Genomic DNA, 19,681 nt, shown 5'->3' on the forward strand with positions numbered 1-19,681 from the left:
TAATGAGCGCCCGCACCTGGGTTGTCATCGAATAAGATCAAAAAGGGACAAAAAAAGCGAAAAACCGGCGGGGATATCCCCCCCTGCAAGGAGGGGACAGGGGATTAACGCAGTTCAGCGCGGACGCGCTCCAGATCTTCCGGGGTATCCACACCGGTGCCGGGCACTTCTGCCGCCACGGCAACATGGATTTTCTCGCCATACCACAGCACCCGCAGCTGCTCGAGCATTTCAATCTGCTCCAGCGGGCTCGGCGCCCAGCTAACATAGCGGCGAATAAAGCCAGCGCGGTAGCCATAAATGCCGATGTGACGCAGCAGGGAATCACCGATGGTCTCGCGGGAGTGGGCAAAGCGATCGCGATCCCAGGGTATGGTGGCACGGGAGAAATAAAGCGCATAACCTTGCGCATCCATCACCACTTTCACCGCATTTGGATTAAACGCCTCTTCCGCATCGTGGATCGGTACCGCCAGCGTCGCCATTCCACTGCTGCTGGACGCCAGATTCTCCGCCACCTGGCGGACGATCGCCGGGGGGATCATCGGCTCATCGCCCTGAATATTGACGATAATAGTGTCATCGCTGAACGCGCACTTCTCCACCACTTCCGCCAGCCGTTCGGTGCCGGACTGGTGATCGGCGCGGGTCATGCACACTTCACCACCCGCCGCTTCAACGGCGCTGGCCACGTCCGGATGATCGGTGGCGACAATAATGCGATCCGCGCCGGATTCGCGCGCGCGCTCCAGCACGTGGACAATCATCGGTTTGCCGTTAATGTCCTGCAGTGGTTTTCCCGGCAGGCGCGTAGAGGCGAAACGCGCAGGAATAATAACCACGAAACTCATGAGTGACTCTCTTCAACCGTCAGCGCTCGGGCCTCTGTCTCCAGCAGCACAGGAATACCATCGCGCAGCGGAAACGCCAGACTATCAAGTTTGCAAATAAGTTCTTGCTTATCCTGACTGTAATACAGCTTACCGTTACAGACCGGGCAGGCGATGATTTCAAGTAAACGGTGATCCATGTTTCCTCCTGATGGACCGGATAGATTTCACAGCAGCATATCACAGGAAGGTCGGCGCCGGGATCAATCGGCGTTGATTTCCCACCCCTGCTCCTGGCCGACAAACAGCCCTTCCGGCAAGCCTCGGCACAGGATCCGCTCCGCCGATTGCCAGCGCGCGAAGTCGTTAATCGCCCGGCGCAGCCCCTGCTCAAGGCCACGGGTGATCTTCACACCCTCCTCCAGCCACAGAGAGAAGATCTCCAGCTCCTGGCTTTTGCGATGTATTTTACTGTCCATCCGCCCAACCAGTTTTCCCTGGTGCAGCAGGGGCAGTACGAAGTAGCCATACTGCCGCTTCGGCGCTGGGGTATAGCACTCCAGGCGATAGCTGAAGTTGAAGAGTTGCTCCGCGCGTTTCCGATCCCAGACCACCGGGTCAAAAGGAGAGAGCACGGCGCTATGGCTGGCGATCAGCTTACCACCAGGCGCTGACTCAAGCTGCGCCAGCGCGTCGCGATGCAACCACATCTCGCCGAGTGCTTCCACGTTAACCGGCACCACCAGGCCCTCTTCCTGCCAGGCAGCCAGCAGACCCGGTAGCGACGGCTGGCGCAAGCGATAGTAATCGGCCAACCACTGGGGACGAAAGATACCGAGGCTGCGGGCGCTGTTGCGCAGCATGATGGCCTCTGCGTCTTCGCGGGACAGCGCGTCGCGTTCGTCATCCCAGTCCGGCATCACCCGCTGGGTTAAATCATACACACGGTGAAAATTGCGTCGTTCCACCACCATCACTTCGCCGGCGGTAAACAGCCCTTCCAGATGGCGCTTATGCGGTTTCCACTCCCACCAGCCGCTGGCGCCTTTGCGCGGGTGGATAAAATCCGCCGAGCGAACCGGGCCGTTTTGCCCGATATGCGCCAGCAGCTCTGCAATACTCCCGGCATGCTCCTCCATCCACGCGCGATGGTATTTCCAGCCCATATTGTCGGGATTCAACATGCGATGGCGCACCAGGGCGAAATCGCTGCGCGGTAGAAAGCAGGCTTCATGCGCCCAGTATTCCATTAGCTCGCCGCTGCGCAACGACTCATCCAGCCAGTGCTGCGGATAGCTGCCGAGGCGGCTGAACAGCACCAGATAGGGGCTGCGGGCCACCACGTTGATGGTATCGATTTGCAGCAGCGACATCTGCTGGATGGTGGAAAGAATGTCTTTCGGGCGAGCGCGACGTCGGGGCTTCTTTAACAACCCCTGCGCCGCGAGATGGAGGTGGCGCGCCTCATTAAGCGATAATTGCAATACCGACATGCAGGTTCTCCGTCAGGAATTCCAGCACAGCGGCGAGCAAAGCCGGCGCGTCAGTTAACGTTGCGCCAACGTCGCTAAGTCCGCAAGCAACCGCTGTGCGCGTTCATCGGCCATTATGGCGTCGACCGGTAAATACCACCAGTTTGCGGCGGCGAAATCGCGACATTTCACCGCGTCTTTCTCGGTCATCAGCAGCGTCTGCCCGGTGGTTACCAGGGCGGCGACATCGGCCTGGCTCAGCGCCTGATGGTCTGCCAGCGCCACGGTTTTGACCGGCTGGACGCCACAGCTTTCAAGGGTGGCGAAAAAGCGCGGCGGATGGCCGATGCCGGCCATCGCCACTACGTTCGTGAAAGTCGAGACATCGCGACGTTCGCCGGTAAGCAGGTTAACCGCCATCCCTGGACGCAGTTGCATCGGGATCTCCCCCGGACGCGCCACGCCACCGTTAACGATAACCGCATCAACGCTTTGCAAGCGCGACGCCCGCTCGCGCATCGGCCCGGCAGGCAGCCACCAACCGTTGCCAAAGCGGCGTACGCCGTCGATAACGACAATTTCTCTGTCCCGCGCCAGCTTATAGTGCTGCAACCCGTCGTCGGTCACGATAATCTGCAGATCGTGTGCGCTGAGCAGCGCTTTCACCGCGTCGCTGCGCAGCGGAGAAACCGCCACCGGCGCGCCGGTACGCTGATGAATTAACACCGGCTCATCACCCGCCTGCGCCGTACTGGTCCGGTCAGTTAATACCAGTGGGTAGCGGTCGGCTTTACCGCCGTAGCCGCGAGAGACCACCCCCACGCGAATACCGCGCTGCTGCAGCTGCTCCACCAGCCAGATCACCACCGGCGTTTTACCATTGCCGCCGGCGGTCAGGTTACCGACCACCACCACTGGCACCGGCGCGCGCCAGGCTTTTTGCCACCCCAGCTGATAGCTGAGGCGAATCACCGCGCTCACCAGGCCATACAGCCAGGAGAGCGGCAGCAGCAGGCGCCACAGCGGCGATTCCCCGGACCAAATGCGCGCGATCATTCGCCGAATTGCATCTTATGCAGCTGGGCGTACACGCCCTTATGCTCCAGCAGATCGTGGTGCGTTCCGCGTTCCACGATCCGCCCATCTTCAACCACCACAATTTCATCAGCCTGCTCAATGGTCGACAGACGGTGGGCGATAACCAGCGAGGTGCGGTTTTTCTGCAGCTCATCCAGCGCTGCCTGAATGGCTCGCTCGGACTCGGTATCCAGCGCCGAGGTGGCTTCATCAAGGATCAGGATCGGGCTGTTACGCAGCAGCGCACGGGCGATAGCAATACGCTGGCGCTGGCCACCGGACAGCATCACGCCATTTTCGCCGATGATCGTATCCAGACCATTGTCCATCTTGTTGATGAAGTCCATGGCATAGGCCATCCGCGCGGCCTCTTCAATCTGCTCGCGGCTGTACTCTTCGGTGCGGGCATAGGCGATGTTGTTGGCGACAGTATCGTTGAACAGATGCACGTTCTGTGAAACGAGTGCCACCTGGTCGCGCAGCGAGCTCAGCTTGTACTCGCGCAGGTCGTGACCATCCAGCAGGATCTGCCCGTCGTCAACATCGTAGAAGCGGGTGATCAGGCTGGCAATGGTCGATTTACCCGACCCTGAGCGCCCCACCAGCGCGACGGTTTTCCCTTCCGGGATATCGAGATTGATATTGCGCAGCGCGGCCACTTCGCGCCCCGGATAGGTGAACGTGACGTTCTCAAACTTGAGATTGCCTTTGGCCCGCTCAATGACCCGCGTACCTTCGTCTTTTTCCTGCTCGGAATCGAGGATCGCAAACAGCGTCTGGCACGCCGCCATCCCACGCTGGAACTGGGCATTGACGTTGGTCAGCGACTTCAGCGGGCGCATCAGCGCAATCATTGAGGAGAAGACCACGGTAATGGTCCCGGCGGTCAGGGTGTCCATTACGCTCGGGAAGCTGGCGGCATACAGGACAAAGGCCAGCGCCAGCGACGCGATAAGCTGAATGATCGGGTCGGAGATAGACGAGGCAGAAACCATCTTCATCCCCTGCAGACGCATTTTATTGCTGACCTTATCAAAACGTTTGGTTTCCACCTCCTGGCCACCAAACATCAGCACCTCTTTGTGCCCTTTCAGCATCTGCTCAGCGCTGGTGGTGACCTGCCCCATCGTGTTCTGCATATTCTTACTGATATTACGAAAACGCTTGGAGACCACGCGGATTGCTACCGACACGATCGGCGCCAGTACGATCAGGATCAGCGACAGCTGCCAGCTGTAATAGAACATCATCACGAACAGGCCGATAATCGATGCCCCTTCGCGGACCACGGTGATCAGCGCGCTGGAGGAAGATGAGGCGACCTGCTCAGAATCATAGGTAATGCGTGACAGCAGCGTCCCGGTAGACTGCTTGTCAAAGAAGGCCACCGGCATGCCCATCATGTGGCCGAACAGGCGACGACGCATGGTCATCACGACTTTGCCGGAAACCCAGGAGATACAATAGCTCGAGATGTAGCTGGTGATCCCACGCAGCACCATCAGCCCGATAACCACCAGCGGCATCCATAGCAGCACTGAGCGATCCGTTTTACCAAAACCATCATCCAATAACGGTTTAAGAAGCGATAACATGAAGGTGTCACTGCCCGCGTTAAGCACTAACGCCACCGCCGCGACGATTAGCCCGGCTTTAAACGGTGCAATAATCGGCCAAAGTCGGCGGAAGGTCTGCCACGTGGAGAGATCTTTATCGTTCTGCATTCAATAAACCAGCTTGTGTTGAAATAGCCGCATATTCTACCCGTTATCGGCGGGCGCGCCAAACCACTGATGATACCAACGTGGTAAAACTTGATCCCGTAAGCTATGGATTTGCCACCCTTCTGCGGAAAAAACCACCGTTATCTGTCCCTGCTGCGGCGTGGCGAACCAGCGATACCCCCGCTGGCGATAGCGCTGAACCACCTTGTACGAGGGCATCCGCCACGCATTGTAGCGCGAAGCGGATGCCAGCGCGGCCGCACCCTCTACCCGGCGGACCAGCAATTCGCTGGAGGAGGTGTTGCTACCGTGGTGGGGAACCTGGATAAGTGTAGACGTCAGATGCTGCCAGTAACGGCTGATCATCGCTTGCTCCGCCTGACGTTCTATATCGCCGGTGAGCAGGATGCTGGAGCGACCATCATCGATGCGCACCACGCAGGAGTGATTATTACCCTTTGCCGTGCTGCCCGGCAGCGGCCACAGGGCCTGGAAGTTGAGTCCCTGCCATTGCCAGCGCTCACCGCGATGGCACGGCAGATGACGCGTCCAGCCTAAAGGGCTGCGCACCCACGCCTGCGGCCATGCCTGCCGCACTGAATTAAGGCCGCCGCGATGATCCAGATGCTCGTGGCTTAGCACAATGCCCTGCAGCTGCAGATGATGCCAGCGCAGCCACGGGATAATCACCTGCTGACCGCTGTCGCCCTGCGGCCATGCTGGCCCGGTATCATAGAGGAGCGCCTTGCCGTGACGTTCGATAACCATCGCCAGCCCCTGCCCGACATCCAGCATCGTCACCCGCCATTCGTCCGCGGGAAACGGCCTCCAGAAGGGCCGCATCAGCAGGAGCAGTACGCTCAGACACAGGGCCGGGAAATGCCGCCAGCTCTGAAAACGCCAGCCCATCACCAGCAGCCAAGGCAGGCTACTGATCCAGAGCCAGCGGGCGTCCAGCGGTAGCCAGCCGTCCGGTAAATGTCGTAATCCCCAGAACAGCAGCGCCAGCACGCGATCGGCCGCCAGCCAGAGCAGCGACTCTACCATCCCCGGTCCCGTGAGATGCAGCAGCATCGCGCCGAGAATAAGCGGCACCGCCAGCAGGGTCACCAGAGGTACCGCCAGCAAATTGGCGGCCATGGACGTCAGGCTGACGCCATGGAAGAGCAGGAGCTGGAGAGGCACCAGCAGCAGCGTCACGCCAGCCTGCAAATGAACGAGGGCGAACAGTGCCTTCCATGGCCAGCGCCAGCGACCGGCAGGCAGCGGTACCCACTGAAACCAGAAGATCAGCCCCGCCACGGCGAAAGCGGATAGCCACAGGCTTTGCGACAGCACCGCCAGCGGGTCGGTAACGAGTATCGCCCCCAGACAGCAGAGCCACACCTGCCACGCCGTCCAGCGTTGGCCCGACAAGCGTAAGGCGCAGCACACGCCCAACCCTACGCAGGTGCGCAGCGCCGGCGGCTGCATGCCGGTCAGCCAGGCATAGCAGACGGCGCCGGCCAGCCCGGCCAGCAGCGGCAACCGCCAGCCGATCCAGCGGCCCGGGAGAATATACTGCACGCCGCGCAGCAGGAGCACGATAAGGGAAGCCGCGAGGGCGATATGAAGACCAGAGATGGCCATCAGATGGGAGGTGCCCGTGTTCTGCATCAGGACCTTAATCGCCGTCGGCAGGGTCAGTCGCTCCCCCATCCCTAATCCCAGCATCACCGCACGCCAGGGATAAGGCTCCAGACGCCGGGTCAACGACGCCAGGTAGCGGGCGCGCAGGCTGCAGCGGGGATCCAGCGCGGAAGCTGCAACAATCCCCCCGCTCAGCGGCCGGTGCTGCGCCAGCGCATAACGCTGGCTGTCGAAGCCCCCGTCGTTGAGCTGCCCGTGCACCGGGCGCAGGCGCAGCGTCATCAACCAGTGCTGACCCGCACAGGCGGGCGCAGGTGTAAGTTCCCCGTACAGCGTCACGCCCACCGGGGGAAACAGGTAGCGGCCCGCCAGGCGCACAATCTGACCACGGTGCAGGGCCTGGCCATCCGTCTCGCTGAGGATCACTTCCGCCTGCCGGATGGCGCCGGTAAGGTGCCGGGTCGGCCACAGCGCCTGATGCGCGCTCAATACTCCCCAGATCATCAGCAGAAGCGTCATCGCCACACAAGCCATGGCCGTTCCGCGCAGGCGGGTCAGCAACAGCGCCGCAAGGCACGCGCTCGCCAGAACGTGCGGGCCCGGCAAGACGGGTAGCCAGAGTAGCGGCAGCATCGCGATGCTGGCGCATCCGGCAAGCCATGGTAGACGCATAAACACCTCCCTGTGAGCAGGCAGTGTTACGCAAAGCGACGGTGGCGTCCCGCCGCTGAATTCAGGCGTGCGTAGCGCCTTCCAGACAATCGTATCTGTTGCAGTCAGGCACGGTTTTTTTGCGAAGCTGGAGGTAAATCGCGGACACGAAAAAAGCACCCGCAGGTGCTTTTTTTATCATCAGGCAGGTTGCACGTCGTGCAACTTACTCTTCATAAATATTGGCGCGGTCACGTAATTCTTTCCCGGGCTTAAAGTGCGGAACGTACTTACCTTCCAGTTCGACTTTATCACCAGTTTTCGGGTTACGTCCGGTGCGAGGTGCTCGATAGTGCAGAGAGAAGCTGCCGAAACCGCGGATTTCAATGCGCTCACCTTGAGCAAGCGTTGAGGCCATATGTTCCAGCATTTCTTTAACAGCATCTTCCACCGCTTTCGCCGGAATGTGAGATTGCTGGCTGGCAAGTCTTTCAATCAATTCTGACTTGGTCATTATTCCTCCGGTTTCCTTCAAGGCAAAAATTAGCTAACAGCTTAAACAAGGGCGGCCGTAGCCGCCCTTTGTGCTTGATTACAGGACGAATCCTGCAATCTGTCAAGTAAACTCGTCACTATTCAGGTTGTTATTGCCTGAATGACAAAGATTACTCGCCTTTCGCTGCTTTGAACGCTTCAGCCATAGCGTTGTTGGAGAAGTTCGCGTCTTCCTGCTTGTTCACGGTAGCGATAGCGTCTTTTTCTTCCGCTTCGTCTTTCGCACGTACAGACAGGCTCACTACGCGGTTCTTACGATCCACGCCGGTGAATTTCGCTTCAACTTCGTCGCCAACGCTCAGAACCAGAGTTGCGTCTTCAACGCGGTCACGGGATGCTTCAGAAGCACGCAGGTAACCTTCTACGCCGTCAGCCAGTTCTACGGTTGCGCCTTTAGCGTCAACTGCAGTGACTTTACCAACAACGATAGCGCCTTTCTTGTTCAGAGCAACGTAGTTGTTGAACGGATCTTCCGCGAGCTGTTTAACGCCCAGGGAGATACGCTCACGCTCTGCGTCAACCTGCAGAACAACTGCTGCGATTTCGTCGCCTTTTTTGTATTCACGAACTGCTTCTTCGCCTGCAACGTTCCAGGAGATGTCAGACAGGTGAACCAGGCCGTCGATGCCGCCGTCCAGGCCGATGAAGATACCGAAGTCAGTGATAGACTTGATTTTACCTTCAACACGGTCGCCCTTGTTGTGGGTTTCCGCGAACTGCTGCCATGGGTTAGATTTGCACTGCTTCAGACCCAGGGAGATACGACGACGCTCTTCGTCGATATCCAGAACCATCACTTCCACAACGTCGCCAACGTTAACAACTTTGGACGGGTGGATGTTTTTGTTGGTCCAATCCATTTCGGAAACGTGAACCAGGCCTTCAACGCCTTCTTCGATTTCAACGAAGCAGCCGTAGTCGGTCAGGTTGGTCACGCGACCGGTCAGTTTGGTACCTTCCGGATAACGTTTAGCGATAGCTACCCACGGATCTTCGCCCAGCTGTTTCAGGCCCAGGGATACACGGGTACGCTCGCGGTCGAACTTCAGCACTTTAACAGTGATTTCGTCGCCAACGTTTACGATTTCGCTCGGATGCTTAACGCGTTTCCAGGCCATATCGGTGATGTGCAGCAGGCCGTCAACGCCGCCCAGATCAACGAATGCACCGTAGTCAGTGAGGTTCTTAACGATACCTTTGACTTCCATGCCTTCCTGCAGGTTTTCCAGCAGCTGATCGCGCTCTGCGCTGTTTTCGGATTCGATAACGGCACGACGAGAAACAACAACGTTGTTACGCTTCTGGTCCAGCTTGATGACTTTGAACTCAAGCTCTTTGCCTTCCAGGTGCAGCGTGTCGCGCACCGGACGAACGTCTACCAGGGAACCCGGCAGGAACGCACGAATACCGTTCAGCTCAACAGTGAAGCCACCTTTAACTTTGCCGTTGATAACACCGGTAACAGTTTCAGCGTCTTCGTAAGCTTTTTCCAGCGTGATCCAAGCTTCGTGACGTTTAGCTTTCTCACGGGACAGCAGAGTTTCACCGAAGCCGTCTTCTACTGCATCCAGAGCAACGTCAACTTCGTCACCAACCTGGATTTCCAGCTCGCCCTGGGCGTTTTTGAACTGCTCAGCCGGGATGGCGGACTCAGATTTCAGACCAGCGTCAACCAGTACTACGTCTTTGTCGATAGCAACAACAACACCACGAACGATGGAACCCGGGCGGGTTTCGATTTCTTTTAAGGATTCTTCAAACAGTTGAGCAAAAGATTCAGTCATGTTTAATCTTCAGGTTAATATTAACGTCCACCTGGCTCCGTGCCGGATGGGGTTGTTTCACATACCCGCTGACCATCCATTGCCGCGGGGTACTGCTATAATTCGGAGGCTTCGGCGCGCTACCGGTTAAGGCTCACGCAACGGCCAATTTTTCGCGCGCATATTGTAGCGCTTTTTCAATCACTTGCTCAATGTTTAGTTCTGTTGAATCGAGAACTAATGCATCGGCAGCCGGGACAAGCGGCGCCACGGCGCGATTTCGGTCGCGATCGTCACGCTCTTTTATCTCGGACAAAAGACGTTCAAAGTTAACATCAAAGCCCTTTTCCTGCAACTGCCGCATGCGGCGATGCGCCCGCTCATCGGCCGAGGCATCGAGGAAAATTTTCACCGGCGCGTCCGGGAAAACCACCGTGCCCATATCGCGCCCGTCGGCGATGAGCCCCGGCAGTTCACGGAAAGCACGCTGGCGGCGCAGCAGCGCTTCGCGAACGCGGGGGAAAGCGGCCACTTTCGAGGCGGCATTGGCGACCTCCTGAGTGCGAATTTCGCCGCTGACATCTTCCCCTTCCAGCACCACTTCCAGGGTGCCGTCAGTAGAAATAAAGCGCACGTCAAGATGGGCCGCCAGGGGCACCAGCGCCTCTTCGGACTCTACGTCAACATGATGATGCAGCGCCGCCAGCGCCAGAACGCGGTAGATCGCGCCTGAATCTAACAGATGCCAGCCCAGCGCTTCCGCCATTGCCTTGCACAACGTACCTTTACCCGCACCGCCAGGCCCATCAATGGTGATTACCGGAATATTCGCCGTCATCTTTTTCTCCTTCAGCAAGGCGCATGGAATATAAACGCCGCGCATTATACGCATCAATACGCCGGAAAGTGAGCATTGCTTGTAAATTACGGACTACAGGAAATGAAAAGCAGAAGTTTTGCGCAATTATAGCGGGCTGACAGGACATCAGCCCGCGGGATGACAAAGTTTTACTCAGGCGAGGGTACTGATCCGCGCCAGTTGCTCAAAATAGTCCGGGAACGTTTTGGCCGTACATTTGGGATCAAGGATGGTCACCGGCGTATCAGACAGCGCCACCAGCGAGAAGCACATCGCCATCCGGTGGTCGTTATAGGTGCCGATTTCAGCATATTTCAACTTTGCCGGCGGGGTGATGCGAATATAATCTTCACCCTCTTCCACCTCGGCGCCTACTTTACGCAACTCGGTCGCCATGGCGAACAGACGGTCCGTCTCTTTGACCCGCCAGTTGTAGATATTGCGCAGCGTAGTGGTCCCTTGCGCGAACAGCGCGGCGGTGGCGATGGTCATCGCCGCGTCCGGGATATGGTTCATATCCATATCGATAGCCTTGAGCTCGCCGCGGGTGCAGGCGATAAAATCGTCGCCCCAGGTCACGGTAGCGCCCATTTTCTCCAGGACGTCGGCGAAACGGATATCGCCCTGCACACTGCCGCGGCCGATACCGGTGACTTTTACCGTGCCGCCCTTAATGGCGCCAGCGGCGAGGAAATACGAGGCCGAGGAAGCATCGCCTTCCACCAGGTAATCCCCTGGCGACTGATACTGCTGCTTGCCGCGCACCACAAAACGCCCATAAGACTGATTGTCCACCTCAACGCCGAAGGTTTTCATCAGGTGCAGCGTAATGTCGATATAGGGTTTCGACACCAGATCGCCCTTAATGGCGATCACGGTATCCTGCGGCGCCAGCGGCGCGGTCATCAGCAGCGCGGTCAGGAACTGACTGGAGACGCTGCCGTCAACCTCGACGTTCCCGCCCTGAAAACCGCCGCGCAGGCGCAGCGGTGGATAATTTTCCTGCTCAAGATAGTCGATCTGAGCGCCGCCCTGACGCAGGGCATCCACCAGATGGCCGATCGGGCGCTCTTTCATCCGCGGTTCGCCGGTCAGCACAATATCGTTGCTGCCAAGGCACAGGGCCGCCGCCAGCGGACGCATCGCGGTTCCGGCGTTGCCGAGGAACAGCTCCAGCGCCGCAGCAGCGCGCAGCGGGCCGCCGTTGCCGGTCACTTCGCAGCGGGTGCGGTCGGCAGACAGGGTATATTGAACCCCCAGCGCACTCAGGGCATTCAGCATATGGCGCACATCGTCGCTGTCCAGCAGGTTGGTCAGCACCGTCGTGCCGCGGGCCAGAGCGGCCAGCAGCAGCGCGCGGTTGGAGACGCTTTTCGAACCTGGCAGGTTCACGGTGCCCTCTACGCGTGCGATGGGTTGTAACGTCAGGGATTCCATCAAACTTCACTCTCAAACAAACAGAATAAAAACCCCGCAGACAGGCCGCGGGGAGGAAGAAAGAAACAGGCGATTAACCGTGGCGGCGTTCGAAGTCCAGCATAAAGTCGGTTAACGCCTTCACGCCGTCCAGCGGCATCGCATTGTAGATGGAGGCGCGCATGCCGCCCACCACGCGGTGGCCCTTCAGCGCGTGCAGCCCGGCGGCAAACGACTCTTCGAGGAACAGTTTGTCCAGTGCGCTGTCCGCCAGCTGGAACGGCACGTTCATGCGTGAGCGGTTGGCTTGCGCCACATCGTTACGGTAGAACCCGCTGTTATCGATAACGCCATAAAGCAGTTCGGCTTTCTGCTGGTTGATTTTATCCATCGCAGCGACGCCGCCCTGCTGTTTCAGCCACTTAAACACCAGACCAGCCAGATACCAGGCGAACGTCGGCGGCGTGTTAAACATCGAGTCGTTCTCGCTTAACACGGTATAGTCGAGGATCGACGGACAGGCCACGCTGGCTTTGCCCAGCAGATCTTCACGCACGATGACCAGCGTCAGCCCTGCCGGGCCAATATTTTTCTGCGCGCCGGCGTAGATTACACCGAAGCGGTTGACGTCAATTTCGCGGGACAGAATGGTGGAGGAGAAATCAGCAGCGACGATGACGTCGTCGCCGAAATTCGGCGTATCATCAATCGCGATACCGTCAATGGTTTCGTTCGGGCAGTAATGCAGATAGGCCGCGCCCGGCGTCAGCTGCCACTCGCTCATCGGCGTAACAGCTCGCTTGCCATCGACAGTGATTTTCGCGTCGATAACGTTCGGCGTGCAGTATTTCTTCGCCTCTTTGACCGCGCTGGCGGCCCAGTAGCCGGCGTCCACATAGTCAGCGACGTTTTTATCGCCGAGGATGTTCAGCGGGATCCCCGCGAACTGGCCGCGGCCGCCGCCGTGGCAGAACAAAACTTTATAGTTGGAAGGGATATTCAGCAGAGAGCGGAAGTCCTGTTCTGCCTCTTCTGCCACCTGGATAAACTCCTTACCACGGTGACTGATCTCCATGACCGACGTACCCAGACCGTGCCAGTCGCACAGTTCTTGCTGAGCCAGTTTGAGTACTTCCGCCGGCAGCATTGCCGGGCCCGAACTGAAGTTATAGACCTGAGCCATTTCCCCTCACCACGTTGCTATGTTGTTTTGCCCGCGAACCGCCGCGGGCATAAGTTATTCCTGTGGCTATCGGTTTTATCATTCAGTGACACGGTCCGCAATGGCTAAAACTCGCCGACGGTAAAACGCGGCCACCGTCACACAACAGAATCTATCGGCTTGACGTAATAAAACCGACATATTTGCTGTCAGGTGAGTCGTTTCGCCCGGCTGGCCTTCGACCATTCTGCATTTGCGCAGCGCGGACATATTCGCTTTTCTCCCGCCTGCATCGCCATCACGATGCTGCAGCGTACGCAGGCATAGATCCCCTCCTGCGGAATCGTGGTGTAACGCGCAGTACAGTGGGTAGGCAGGATAGACAACCCCGCTCTGACCTCTTCATCCGGATAATAAAACACGCTGATCTGCCCGTTGGTTTCAAGGATCGCCAGCCGGACCTGGCCAAGCTGCTCGACGCTGTTGACCCGCAGCTCCATAAAGAATTCGAATTCGGTCATGTTTTCCGCATGCAGCTTCTCCCACGCCAACTGCCCCTCCTCGACCACCACGATAGGTTTACCTTCCAGGAGATCCTCCAGCTTTTCGCTGTGCCCCATCAGCCACATGATGCCGCGATACAGCAGCGCCAGCGTGATGAAGACCACCAGCACCGGCAGTAGCGGTACATCGTCATAAAACGCCACGTCCCCTGCCGCCGAACCGAGGGTCAGAATAATCAACACCTCGAACAGCGACATCTGCCGCACGCCGCGCCGTCCGGTAATCTTGAGGAAAATAAAGACCAGAACGAAGGTATAGAGGCTGCGCAACGCCACCTCGGCAAGAAACTCCACCGGCACTTTATCGAGCGCCATCCGCTGCCAGTCAAAGGCTTTCATCTATCATCTCCCTGTGGGTCATAAGTTGCCTCTAAGCATAGCCAGATGATGGAGATAGCACCTGTCAGATAAAAGCCGTATCATTGCGCGCTTTCCGTACGACAAAAGTGATCGCCATGACCCAAACGTTTATTCCCGGCAAAGATGCCGCCCTGGAAGATTCCATCGCTCGCTTCCAGCAGAAATTGCTCGACCTCGGATTTGATATCGAAGAGGCCTCGTGGCTGAACCCGGTGCCGCACGTGTGGTCCGTTCACATTCGCGATAAAGAATGCGCGCTGTGCTTTACCAATGGTAAAGGCGCCACCAAAAAGGCAGCCCTGGCCTCCGCGCTGGGCGAATATTTCGAGCGCCTGTCCACCAACTATTTCTTCGCCGACTTCTGGTTAGGCGACACTATCGCTAATGGCCCGTTTGTTCACTACCCGAACGAAAAGTGGTTCCCGCTGACCGAAAACGACGATGTCCCGGAAGGTCTGCTGGATGCCCGTCTGCTCGCGTTCTACGATCCGGACGATCAGCTGACCGCCAGCATGCTGGTGGATCTGCAGTCGGGGAACGATGAGCGCGGCGTATGCGGCCTGCCCTTTACCCGCCAGTCCGACGGCGAAACCGTCTATATTCCGATGAATATCGTTGGCAACTTGTACGTATCCAACGGTATGTCTGCAGGGAATACCCCGAATGAAGCACGTGTGCAGGGCCTGTCAGAGGTCTTTGAACGTCACATAAAAAACCGCATCATCGCAGAGAGCATCAGCCTGCCGGAGATCCCGGCGGAAGTCATGGCGCGCTATCCTGGCGTCGTGGAGTCGATCGCAAAACTTGAAGCCGAAGGCTTCCCGATTTTCGCCTACGATGGTTCGCTGGGCGGCAAATACCCGGTTATCTGCGTCGTGCTGTTTAACCCGACTAACGGCACCTGCTTCGCTTCCTTTGGCGCCCACCCGGACTTCGGCGTGGCGCTGGAGCGTACGGTCACAGAACTGCTGCAGGGTCGCAGCCTGAAAGACCTTGATGTCTTTACGCCGCCGACCTTTGATGACGAAGAAGTCGCCGAGCACGCGAACCTCGAAACCCACTTCATCGACTCCAGCGGCCTGATCTCCTGGGATATGTTCAAGCAGGATGCCGACTATCCGTTCGTTGACTGGAGTTTCTCCGGCACCACCGAAGAAGAGTTCGCCACCCTGATGGCCATCTTCAAGGCCGAAGATAAAGAAGTGTACATTGCCGACTACGAGCATCTGGGCGTTTACGCCTGCCGTATCATCGTTCCGGGCATGTCGGATATTTATCCGGCAGAAGACCTGTGGCTGGCAAACAACAGCATGGGCGCCCATCTGCGGGACACCATTCTGTCTCTGCCGGGCAGCGAGTGGGAAAAAGAAGATTATCTGGCGCTCATCGAACAAATGGATGACGAAGGCCTGGATGATTTCACCCGCGTTCGCGAACTGCTGGGCCTTGCCACCGGGAAAGACAACGGCTGGTATACCCTGCGCGTCGGCGAGCTGAAAGCGATGCTGGCCCTGGCTGGCGGCGATCTGGAACAGGCGCTGATCTGGACCGAATGGACCATGGAATTCAATGCCTCTGTCTTCAGCCCTGAGCGCGCAAACTACTATCGCTGCCTGCAGACCCTGCTGCTGCTGAGCCAGGAAGAGGAGTGTCAGCCGCTGCAGTATCTGAACGCCTTCATCCGTATGTATGGCGCCGATGCGGTCGAAGCCGCCAGCGCTGCGCTAAGCGGCGAAGCCCCGTTCTATGGCCTTCAGGCTGTCGACAGCGATCTGCAAGCCTTCCCGGCTCATCAGTCGCTGCTGAAAGCGTATGAAAAGCTGCAGCGGGCGAAAGCGGCGTTCTGGGCAAAATAAGCCCCCATACGCCAACATGCTTGCCAACAACGGAGCCCGATGCGGCTCCGTTATTTTAACCTGGCGAGGGAGCCACTATAGTTTGTAGTTGTAAAGTTAATTAATAGTAAATATCGCACTTATATCATTTACCAATTGTTAATTTAAAATAAAATACTCCATTTTAATTAACTCAAATACTGGGGCAAAAACGAAAAAATTCAACATAACTTATAAACTTTAAAATTTATTTTCCATAAAAAATTCAAATAGTTAAGCATCAAACAAGCAAAAACCACACACTAAAAAGGCATATAGTCCCGGTGAGATATGATCTATATCAATTTCCCTTCTATAATGCTTTGTTAGTATCTCACCGCCAACTTATATAAAGAGAGAGTTAGTGTGAAAGCTGACAACCCTTTTGATCTTTTGCTCCCTGCCGCGATGGCGAAAGTCGCCGAAGAAGCAGGTGTCTATAAAGCAACGAAGCATCCGATGAAGACCTTTTATCTGGCGATCACCGCTGGCGTTTTCATCTCCATCGCTTTCGTATTCTATATCACCGCGACCACCGGCACTGCCGCGATGCCTTTTGGGATTGCCAAGCTTATCGGTGGGGTCTGTTTTTCCCTGGGTCTGATTCTGTGCGTTATCTGCGGCGCTGACCTCTTTACCTCTACTGTGCTGATCGTGGTGGCGAAAGCCAGCGGTCGAATCACCTGGGGGCAACTGGCAAAAAACTGGCTCAACGTCTATTTTGGTAACCTGGTGGGCGCACTGCTGTTTGTGCTGCTGATGTGGTTATCAGGCGAATATATGACTGCCAACGGCGGTTGGGGGCTAAACGTCCTGCAGACCGCCGACCACAAATTGCACCATACTTTTGTGGAGGCCGTGAGCCTGGGTATCCTCGCTAACCTGATGGTTTGTCTCGCCGTATGGATGAGCTATTCCGGTCGTAGCCTGATGGATAAAGCGATGATCATGGTCCTGCCGGTAGCGATGTTTGTTGCCAGCGGCTTTGAGCACAGCATCGCCAACATGTTTATGATCCCGATGGGTATCGTAATCCGCAATTTTGCGAGCCCGGAATTCTGGACCGCTATCGGTTCAACTCCGGAAAGTTTCTCACACTTGACCGTTATGAACTTCATCACTGATAACCTGATTCCGGTGACTATCGGGAACATTATCGGCGGAGGTTTGCTGGTCGGGTTGACATACTGGGTCATTTACCTGCGTGGCAACGACCATCACTAAGGGTTGTTTCAGGCAGTAAATAAAAAATCCACTTAAGAAGGTAGGTGTTACATGTCCGAGCTTAATGAAAAGTTAGCCACAGCCTGGGAAGGTTTTGCGAAAGGTGACTGGCAGAATGAAGTCAACGTCCGTGACTTTATTCAGAAAAACTACACCCCATATGAAGGCGACGAATCCTTCCTGGCTGGCGCAACTGAAGCGACCACCAAGCTGTGGGACACCGTAATGGAAGGTGTAAAACAGGAAAACCGCACTCACGCGCCTGTTGATTTTGACACTGCCCTGGCTTCCACCATCACCTCTCACGACGCTGGCTATATCGAGAAAGGTCTGGAAAAAATCGTTGGTCTGCAGACCGAAGCGCCGCTGAAACGTGCGATCATCCCGTTCGGTGGTATTAAAATGGTTGAAGGTTCCTGCAAAGCGTACAATCGCGAGCTGGATCCGATGCTGAAAAAAATCTTTACCGAGTATCGTAAAACCCACAACCAGGGCGTATTTGATGTTTACACCAAAGACATCCTGAACTGCCGTAAATCCGGCGTGCTGACCGGTCTGCCGGATGCTTACGGCCGTGGTCGTATCATCGGTGACTACCGTCGCGTTGCGCTGTACGGTATCGACTTCCTGATGAAAGACAAATACGCTCAGTTCCAGTCTCTGCAAGAAAAACTGGAAAGCGGCGAAGATCTGGAAGCGACCATCCGTCTGCGTGAAGAGATCTCTGAACAACACCGTGCACTGGGTCAGATCAAAGAGATGGCGGCTAAATATGGCTACGACATCTCCGGTCCGGCAACGACTGCTCAGGAAGCTATCCAGTGGACCTACTTCGGTTACCTGGCTGCCGTGAAATCTCAGAACGGCGCAGCAATGTCCTTCGGTCGTACCTCCAGCTTCCTGGATATCTACATCGAACGTGACCTGCAGGCCGGTAAAATCACCGAGCAAGACGCGCAGGAAATGGTTGACCACCTGGTCATGAAACTGCGTATGGTTCGCTTCCTGCGTACCCCGGAATATGATGAACTGTTCTCCGGCGACCCGATTTGGGCAACAGAATCCATCGGCGGTATGGGTGTTGACGGCCGTACTCTGGTCACCAAAAACAGCTTCCGCTTCCTGAACACCCTGTACACCATGGGGCCGTCTCCGGAGCCGAACATTACTATCCTGTGGTCTGAAAAACTGCCACTGAGCTTCAAGAAATTCGCGGCTAAAGTGTCCATCGATACCTCTTCTCTGCAGTATGAGAACGATGACCTGATGCGTCCGGACTTCAACAACGACGACTACGCTATCGCATGCTGCGTAAGCCCGATGGTTGTTGGTAAGCAAATGCAGTTCTTCGGTGCTCGTGCTAACCTCGCGAAAACCATGCTGTACGCTATCAACGGCGGCGTGGATGAAAAACTGAAAATGCAGGTAGGTCCGAAATCTGAACCGATCAAAGGCGACGTCCTGAACTTCGACGAAGTCATGGATCGCATGGATCACTTCATGGACTGGCTGGCGAAACAGTACGTCACCGCGCTGAACATCATCCACTACATGCACGACAAGTACAGCTACGAAGCCTCTCTGATGGCGCTGCACGACCGTGACGTTATCCGCACCATGGCGTGTGGTATCGCTGGTCTGTCCGTTGCTGCTGACTCCCTGTCTGCTATCAAATATGCGAAAGTTAAACCGATTCGTGACGAAGACGGTCTGGCTATCGACTTCGAAATCGAAGGCGAATACCCGCAGTTTGGTAACAACGATGCTCGCGTCGATGACATGGCCGTTGACCTGGTTGAACGTTTCATGAAGAAAATTCAGAAACTGCACACCTACCGCAACGCTATCCCGACTCAGTCTGTTCTGACCATCACCTCTAACGTGGTATATGGTAAGAAAACCGGTAACACCCCAGACGGTCGTCGCGCTGGCGCGCCGTTCGGACCAGGTGCTAACCCGATGCACGGTCGTGACCAGAAAGGTGCTGTTGCCTCACTGACTTCCGTTGCTAAACTGCCGTTTGCTTACGCGAAAGATGGTATCTCTTACACCTTCTCTATCGTGCCGAACGCGCTGGGTAAAGATGACGAAGTTCGTAAGACCAACCTGGCCGGTCTGATGGATGGTTACTTCCACCACGAAGCGTCCATCGAAGGTGGCCAGCACCTGAACGTGAACGTCATGAACCGCGAAATGCTGCTCGACGCGATGGAAAACCCGGAAAAATATCCGCAGCTGACCATCCGCGTATCTGGCTACGCCGTACGTTTTAACTCCCTGACCAAAGAACAGCAGCAGGACGTTATTACCCGTACCTTCACTCAGACCATGTAATTCCCAGTCTGACTGAAAAAGCGTACAATAAAGGCCCCACATCAGTGGGGCCTTTTTAACAAGTGATCCCCGCCCCAGCCTGCTTTGCCAGTTATCTATACTTTGGGTACCTGTCAAAACAGACTCGACGCAGCCGCTGAGCTGTGCACCAACACGGCCCCGGATGGGCCACATCTGGAGAAAACACC

Annotated in this window: 15 protein-coding genes; 3 read left to right on the forward strand and 12 right to left on the reverse strand. The window is 56.6% G+C overall.

Going from position 1 to position 19,681, the window contains the following annotated elements; genetic code table 11:
- Positions 1-104: 104 nt before the first annotated feature.
- The 12 genes from kdsB to CW267_RS03425 form a co-directional block, all read right to left on the reverse strand.
- On the reverse strand, positions 105-851 hold the full coding sequence (gene kdsB / locus CW267_RS03370; RefSeq protein WP_012542315.1) for a 3-deoxy-manno-octulosonate cytidylyltransferase: 747 nt from the start codon (positions 849-851) through the stop codon (positions 105-107).
- Positions 848-1,030, reverse strand: a complete 183-nt coding sequence (gene ycaR, locus CW267_RS03375) for a protein YcaR (RefSeq protein ID WP_012542316.1) — start codon at positions 1,028-1,030, stop codon at positions 848-850. Before ycaR ends, kdsB begins: the two co-directional genes overlap by 4 nt.
- Before the next feature lie 63 nt (positions 1,031-1,093).
- A complete protein-coding gene (locus CW267_RS03380; protein WP_012968617.1) occupies positions 1,094-2,323 on the reverse strand; it encodes a winged helix-turn-helix domain-containing protein in 1,230 nt (409 codons plus the stop codon).
- Between the two features lie 54 nt (positions 2,324-2,377).
- A complete protein-coding gene (lpxK, locus tag CW267_RS03385) occupies positions 2,378-3,358 on the reverse strand; it encodes a tetraacyldisaccharide 4'-kinase (RefSeq protein ID WP_016160566.1) in 981 nt (326 codons plus the stop codon).
- Positions 3,355-5,103, reverse strand: coding sequence for a lipid A ABC transporter ATP-binding protein/permease MsbA (gene msbA / locus CW267_RS03390; RefSeq protein WP_004201387.1), 1,749 nt, complete (start codon positions 5,101-5,103; stop codon positions 3,355-3,357). The genes lpxK and msbA overlap by 4 nt, the downstream gene beginning before the upstream one ends.
- A 36-nt stretch (positions 5,104-5,139) precedes the next feature.
- Positions 5,140-7,404: a ComEC family protein gene (locus CW267_RS03395; RefSeq protein ID WP_072125344.1), complete on the reverse strand. Its 2,265-nt coding sequence runs from the start codon at positions 7,402-7,404 to the stop codon at positions 5,140-5,142.
- A 205-nt stretch (positions 7,405-7,609) separates the two neighbouring features.
- Positions 7,610-7,897, reverse strand: a complete 288-nt coding sequence (gene ihfB / locus CW267_RS03400) for an integration host factor subunit beta (protein WP_004100704.1) — start codon at positions 7,895-7,897, stop codon at positions 7,610-7,612.
- A gap of 151 nt (positions 7,898-8,048) precedes the next feature.
- Positions 8,049-9,722 carry a 30S ribosomal protein S1 gene (rpsA, locus tag CW267_RS03405; RefSeq protein ID WP_002898162.1) on the reverse strand — a complete coding sequence of 558 codons (1,674 nt, stop codon included), beginning with the start codon at positions 9,720-9,722 and terminating at the stop codon, positions 8,049-8,051.
- A gap of 133 nt (positions 9,723-9,855) precedes the next feature.
- The gene (cmk, locus tag CW267_RS03410; RefSeq protein WP_012542319.1) at positions 9,856-10,539 is read right to left on the reverse strand and encodes a (d)CMP kinase; all 684 of its coding nucleotides are present in this window, start codon (positions 10,537-10,539) and stop codon (positions 9,856-9,858) included.
- Positions 10,540-10,713: 174 nt separating this feature from the next.
- Positions 10,714-11,997: a 3-phosphoshikimate 1-carboxyvinyltransferase gene (gene aroA / locus CW267_RS03415; RefSeq protein ID WP_032735138.1), complete on the reverse strand. Its 1,284-nt coding sequence runs from the start codon at positions 11,995-11,997 to the stop codon at positions 10,714-10,716.
- Positions 11,998-12,070: 73 nt separating this feature from the next.
- A complete protein-coding gene (gene serC / locus CW267_RS03420) occupies positions 12,071-13,159 on the reverse strand; it encodes a 3-phosphoserine/phosphohydroxythreonine transaminase (protein WP_008805856.1) in 1,089 nt (362 codons plus the stop codon).
- A 188-nt stretch (positions 13,160-13,347) separates the two neighbouring features.
- Positions 13,348-14,040 (reverse strand): DUF421 domain-containing protein, encoded by a 693-nt coding sequence (locus CW267_RS03425; protein ID WP_016831265.1) that lies wholly within the window; start codon positions 14,038-14,040, stop codon positions 13,348-13,350.
- 116 nt (positions 14,041-14,156) lie between these two features.
- Between CW267_RS03425 and ycaO the strand changes: the two genes are divergently transcribed.
- From ycaO to pflB, 3 genes are all read left to right on the forward strand, one after another.
- The gene (gene ycaO, locus CW267_RS03430; RefSeq protein WP_100781440.1) at positions 14,157-15,917 is read left to right on the forward strand and encodes a 30S ribosomal protein S12 methylthiotransferase accessory factor YcaO; all 1,761 of its coding nucleotides are present in this window, start codon (positions 14,157-14,159) and stop codon (positions 15,915-15,917) included.
- Positions 15,918-16,301: 384 nt separating this feature from the next.
- Complete coding sequence (gene focA, locus CW267_RS03435) at positions 16,302-17,159, forward strand: formate transporter FocA (protein WP_008805853.1); 858 nt, start codon at positions 16,302-16,304, stop codon at positions 17,157-17,159.
- Between the two features lie 51 nt (positions 17,160-17,210).
- Positions 17,211-19,493: a formate C-acetyltransferase gene (pflB, locus tag CW267_RS03440; protein ID WP_008805852.1), complete on the forward strand. Its 2,283-nt coding sequence runs from the start codon at positions 17,211-17,213 to the stop codon at positions 19,491-19,493.
- Positions 19,494-19,681 lie beyond the last annotated feature (188 nt).

It is taken from the genome of Klebsiella sp. X1-16S-Nf21 (assembly GCF_002837615.1).
GTDB classification, from domain to species: Bacteria; Pseudomonadota; Gammaproteobacteria; order Enterobacterales; family Enterobacteriaceae; genus Klebsiella; species Klebsiella variicola.